This window comes from Streptomyces roseochromogenus subsp. oscitans DS 12.976 (assembly GCF_000497445.1).
Lineage (GTDB): Bacteria > Actinomycetota > Actinomycetes > Streptomycetales > Streptomycetaceae > Streptomyces > Streptomyces oscitans.
In genome coordinates, this window is the sequence record NZ_CM002285.1 from 7,884,655 (window position 1) to 7,889,404 (window position 4,750).

The following is a 4,750-nucleotide window of genomic DNA, read 5'->3' on the forward strand; positions in this document are numbered from 1 at the left end:
AGCAGACCGGACCGCTGCCGCCCAGCGCGCCGCCGGCGCCCGACCCGGAGCAGCCCCTCGGGCAGTTCGTGCCGGTCGAGGGCCAGGTGCCCACCACCCCGCACCTGGCGCCGACCCCGCCGCAGCCCCTGGTCCTGCCCACGCAGGACGCACAGCAGCCGGTGGCCATGGTGCCCGCGCCGCGCGAAGGCGAGCCGGTCACCGCACCCGCGGCAACGGGAGGGGAGCACGCCCCCGATGTCGTACAGCAAGCGGAGGACCTGCAGACCAGGGCCGCCGATCAGGAAGAGCAGGAAGAAGAGAGCACGGCCGCCGTGGCGGAAGCAGCACAACCCACCGGCCCCGCCGCGCCCGGATATGCCGACGCCGAGCGCGAGGCCGTCCTGAAGGTCATGCGCGAACGCCGCGACATCCGTAACGGCTTCCGCAGCGACCCCATCCCGCACGAGGTGCTGCTGCGTGTCCTGGAGGCCGCCCACACGGCGCCCTCCGTGGGCCACTCGCAGCCCTGGGACTTCGTCGTCATCCGCTCCGCCGAGACCCGGCGGACGATGCACGAACTGGCGATGCGACAGCGCGAGGCGTACGCCAAGTCGCTGCCCAAGGGCCGGGCCAAGCAGTTCAAGGAACTGAAGATCGAGGCCATCCTCGACACCCCGGTCAACATCGTCGTCACCGCCGACCCCACCCGCGGCGGCCGCCACACCCTCGGCCGCTACACCCAGCCGCAGATGGCGCCCTACTCCTCGGCGCTCGCGGTGGAGAACCTCTGGCTCGCCGCCCGCGCCGAAGGCCTCGGCGTCGGCTGGGTCAGTTTCTTCGACGAGCGGGAGATGGTCCGCGCGCTCGGCCTGCCCGAGCATCTGGAGGTCGTCGCCTACCTGTGTGTCGGGTACGTCGACGAGTTCCCGGACGAGCCCGAGCTGATGCAGGCCGGCTGGTCCAAGCGCCGCCCCCTGTCCTGGGTGGTGCACGAGGAGACATACGGCCGCCGCGCCCTGCCCGGAGAGGAACCCCACGACCTGCTTGCCGAGACCGTCGCACAGATCCGCCCGCTCGATGCCAAGGCCCTCGGCGAGGCCTGGGAGCGGCAGAAGCGCATGACCAAGCCGCCCGGCGCGCTCGGCATGCTGGAGATCATCTCCGCGCAGCTGTCCGGGCTGTCCCGGCAGTGCCCTCCGCCCATCCCGGAGCCCGCCGCCGTCGCCATCTTCGCCGGCGACCACGGTGTGCACGCCCAGGGCGTCACCCCCTGGCCGCAGGAGGTCACCGCCCAGATGGTGGCCAACTTCCTCGGCGGGGGAGCGGTCTGCAACGCCTTCGCCAACCAGGTCGGCGCCGAGGTGTGCGTCGTGGACGTCGGCGTCGCCGCCGATCTGCCCGCCACGCCCGGCCTGCTGCCCCGCAAGATCCGCGGCGGTACGTCCGACATGACCACCGGCCCCGCGATGACCCGCGAGGAGGCCAAGGCGGCCATCGAGGTCGGCATCGAGACCGCCCGCGACCTGGTGGCGGCAGGCAACAAGGCGCTGCTCACCGGAGAGATGGGCATCGCCAACACCACCGCGTCCGCCGCGCTGATCGCGGTCTTCACGGGTGCCGACCCGGCGGAGGTCACCGGCCGCGGCACGGGCATCAACGACGAGACGCTGGCCCGCAAGACCGAGGTCGTCCGGCGCGCCCTGGACTTCCACCAACCGGACCCGGCCGACCCCATCGGCGTCCTCGCGGCGATCGGCGGCTTCGAGCACGCCGCCATGGTCGGTCTCCTCCTCGGCGGCGCCTCGCTCCGCACGCCGGTGATCCTGGACGGCGTCAGCGCCGGCGCCGCGGCCCTGGTCGCGCGTGCCATCGCCCCCGAGGTCCTCGCGGCCTGCATCGCGGGCCACCGCAGCGCCGAACCGGGCCACGTCGCCGCCCTCAACAAGCTGGGCCTGCGCCCGCTGGTGGACTTGGACCTGCGTCTGGGCGAGGGCACGGGCGCCCTGCTGGCGCTGCCGTTGGTGCAGAGCACGGCAAGGGCGATGCATGAGGTGGCGACCTTCGATTCGGCAGGGGTCACCGAGAAATAGCGGCCGTCACAAGGGGCCCGGGACTGCGGTGCCGGGCCCCTGTTGTAGATGGCGGTGGGTCCGTGCCCGGCGGCGACGCCCAGCCACCGGACACCTGAACCGCCTTCACTGCCGCCAACGTAAAATCCGCACGTCAGGGCTACCGCACCGCCGCCCAAGAGGAGCCGTACCACGATGGCCGAACACCCCGCCTACCCCGTAGGCCTCCGCCTCACCGGCCGCCGCGTGGTCGTCCTCGGTGGCGGCACCGTGGCCCAGCGCCGCCTCCCGGCACTGATCGCAGCCGGCGCGGACGTCACCCTCGTGTCCCCGGAGGCGACCCCCTCGGTCGAGGCCATGGCCGAGGCGGGCGAGATCACCTGGGAGCGGCGCCCCTACGCCGAAGGCGACCTCGCAGACGCCTGGTACGCCCTCATCGCCACCAGCGATCCCGAAGCGAACACCGCCGCCTCCGCCGAAGCGGAGCGCCACCGCGTCTGGTGCGTCCGCTCCGACGACGCCGACCGGGCCACCGCCTGGACCCCCGCGACCGGCCACAGCGAGGGCGTCACCGTCGCCGTCCTCACCACGGACGCACGCGGCCGCGACCCCCGCCACACCGCCGCCATCCGGGACGCGGTCGTGGAGGGCCTGCGCGACGGCACCCTGGTGGCCCCCCACCACCGCACCCGAACCCCCGGCGTCGCCCTGGTCGGCGGCGGCCCCGGCGACCCCGACCTCATCACGGTCCGCGGCCGCCGCCTCCTCGCCGAGGCGGACGTCGTCATCGCCGACCGGCTCGGCCCGCGCGATCTGCTCGCCGAACTCCCGCCGCACGTCGAGGTGATCGACGCCGCGAAGATCCCGTACGGCCGGTACATGGCCCAGGAGGCCATCAACAACGCGCTCATCGAGCACGCCAAGCAGGGCAAGTCGGTCGTACGGCTCAAGGGCGGCGACCCCTTCGTCTTCGGCCGCGGCATGGAGGAGGTCCAGGCGCTCGCCGAGGCCGGTATCCCCTGCACCGTGGTCCCCGGCATCTCCAGCTCCATCTCCGTGCCGGGCGCGGCCGGCATCCCGGTCACGCACCGGGGCGTCGCCCATGAGTTCACGGTCGTCAGCGGCCATGTCGCCCCGGACGACGAGCGCTCCCTGGTCGACTGGCCGTCGCTGGCCAAGCTCACCGGTACGCTCGTGATCCTGATGGGCGTCGACAAGATCGGGAAGATCGCGGAGACGCTCGTCGCGCACGGCAAGTCACCGGCGACCCCCGTCGCGCTGGTCCAGGAGGGCACGACGGCTGCCCAGCGCCGCGTCGACGCCACCCTCGCCACGGTCGCCGAGACCGTACGCACCGAGGACGTGAAACCCCCGGCGGTCATCGTCATCGGCGACGTCGTGACGGTCGGCCCGCAGCCGCTCGCCTGATCTCCGGTCGCCCGAGCCCCCTCGCCGCCGGATCACCCGTGGATTGATCACGCGTAACCCGGGGTAACGCACCCGTTCCCAGCCGTTGGCACGACACCCAGGACAAGGCAGTATCACCCTGTGGCCGATCTCATCACCGTCGAGGATCCCGACGACCCGCGCCTGCGTGACTACACGGGCCTGACCGACGTGGAGCTGCGCCGCAAGCGCGAGCCCGCCGAGGGCCTGTTCATCGCGGAGGGCGAGAAGGTCATCCGCAGGGCCAAGGAAGCGGGCTACGAGATGCGCTCCATGCTGCTCTCGGCCAAGTGGATCGACGTCATGCGCGACGTCATCGACGAACTCCCCGCTCCGGTCTACGCCGTGCACCCCGAGCTCGCCGAGCAGGTCACCGGTTACCACGTGCACCGCGGCGCGCTCGCCTCCATGCAGCGCAAGCCGCTGCCCACGGCCGGCGAACTCCTCCGCTCCGCCCGCCGTGTCGTGGTCATGGAGTCGGTCAACGACCACACCAACATCGGTGCGATCTTCCGGTCGGCGGCCGCCCTCGGCATGGATGCGGTCCTGCTGTCACCCGACTGCGCCGACCCGCTGTACCGCCGTAGCGTCAAGGTGTCCATGGGCGCGGTGTTCTCGGTGCCGTACGCCCGTCTGGAGACCTGGCCGAAGGGCCTGGAGTCGGTCCGGGAGGCCGGCTTCACGCTGCTCGCGCTCACCCCGGACGACAAGGCCCGCAGCCTCGACGAGGCCGCCCCGCACAGAATGGACCGGGTGGCCCTGATGCTCGGCGCCGAGGGCGACGGCCTGTCCACTCAGGCCCTGGTCGCCGCCGACGAATGGGTCCGTATCCCGATGTCCCACGGTGTCGACTCGCTCAACGTGGGCGCGGCCGCGGCGGTCGCCTTCTACGCGGTGGCCACCGGCCGCCCCGAGTCCTGACCCGCCCCGCCCGGCTCCCCCCGTCCCCGGCCGCTGCCCGCAGCCTCCCCGGCTACCTCCCGAAGTCCCGGCTCTGCACCGACTCGCGCGGGTCCGGCATCGGAACCGTGTGGCCGCCGGGCACCGGCTGATCGGGAACGGGTGCCGTGTGCCCGCCGGACATCGGCTGGTCAGGCACCGGCGACGCCTGCCCATCGGACGCCGTCTGGTCGGTGCCCGCCGACGGGGAGTCCTGCTGGGCGTGCTGCGGATGGCGTCCGTCGTCGTCGCCGAGCCCGCGCGCGGGACCCTGGCAGCCCTGTGCCACCGCGATGCCGAGCGCCACGAGCAGC

Annotated in this window: 3 protein-coding genes and 1 pseudogene; 3 read left to right on the forward strand and 1 reads right to left on the reverse strand. The window is 73.0% G+C overall.

What is annotated here, in order from left to right:
* From cobT to M878_RS83755, 3 genes are all read left to right on the forward strand, one after another.
* Positions 1 to 2,072 (forward strand): nicotinate-nucleotide--dimethylbenzimidazole phosphoribosyltransferase (gene cobT, locus M878_RS83745; protein ID WP_023552036.1); only part of this gene is annotated, 2,072 nt, incomplete at its 5' end.
* A gap of 174 nt (positions 2,073 to 2,246) precedes the next feature.
* Positions 2,247 to 3,479 carry a uroporphyrinogen-III C-methyltransferase gene (gene cobA / locus M878_RS83750; RefSeq protein ID WP_023552037.1) on the forward strand — a complete coding sequence of 411 codons (1,233 nt, stop codon included), beginning with the start codon at positions 2,247 to 2,249 and terminating at the stop codon, positions 3,477 to 3,479.
* Positions 3,480 to 3,599: 120 nt separating this feature from the next.
* Positions 3,600 to 4,418, forward strand: coding sequence for a TrmH family RNA methyltransferase (locus tag M878_RS83755; RefSeq protein ID WP_023552038.1), 819 nt, complete (start codon positions 3,600 to 3,602; stop codon positions 4,416 to 4,418).
* Between the two features lie 52 nt (positions 4,419 to 4,470).
* Here the strand turns inward: M878_RS83755 and M878_RS98580 are convergent.
* Positions 4,471 to 4,750, reverse strand: a pseudogene (locus M878_RS98580) (hypothetical protein); the annotation flags it as partial.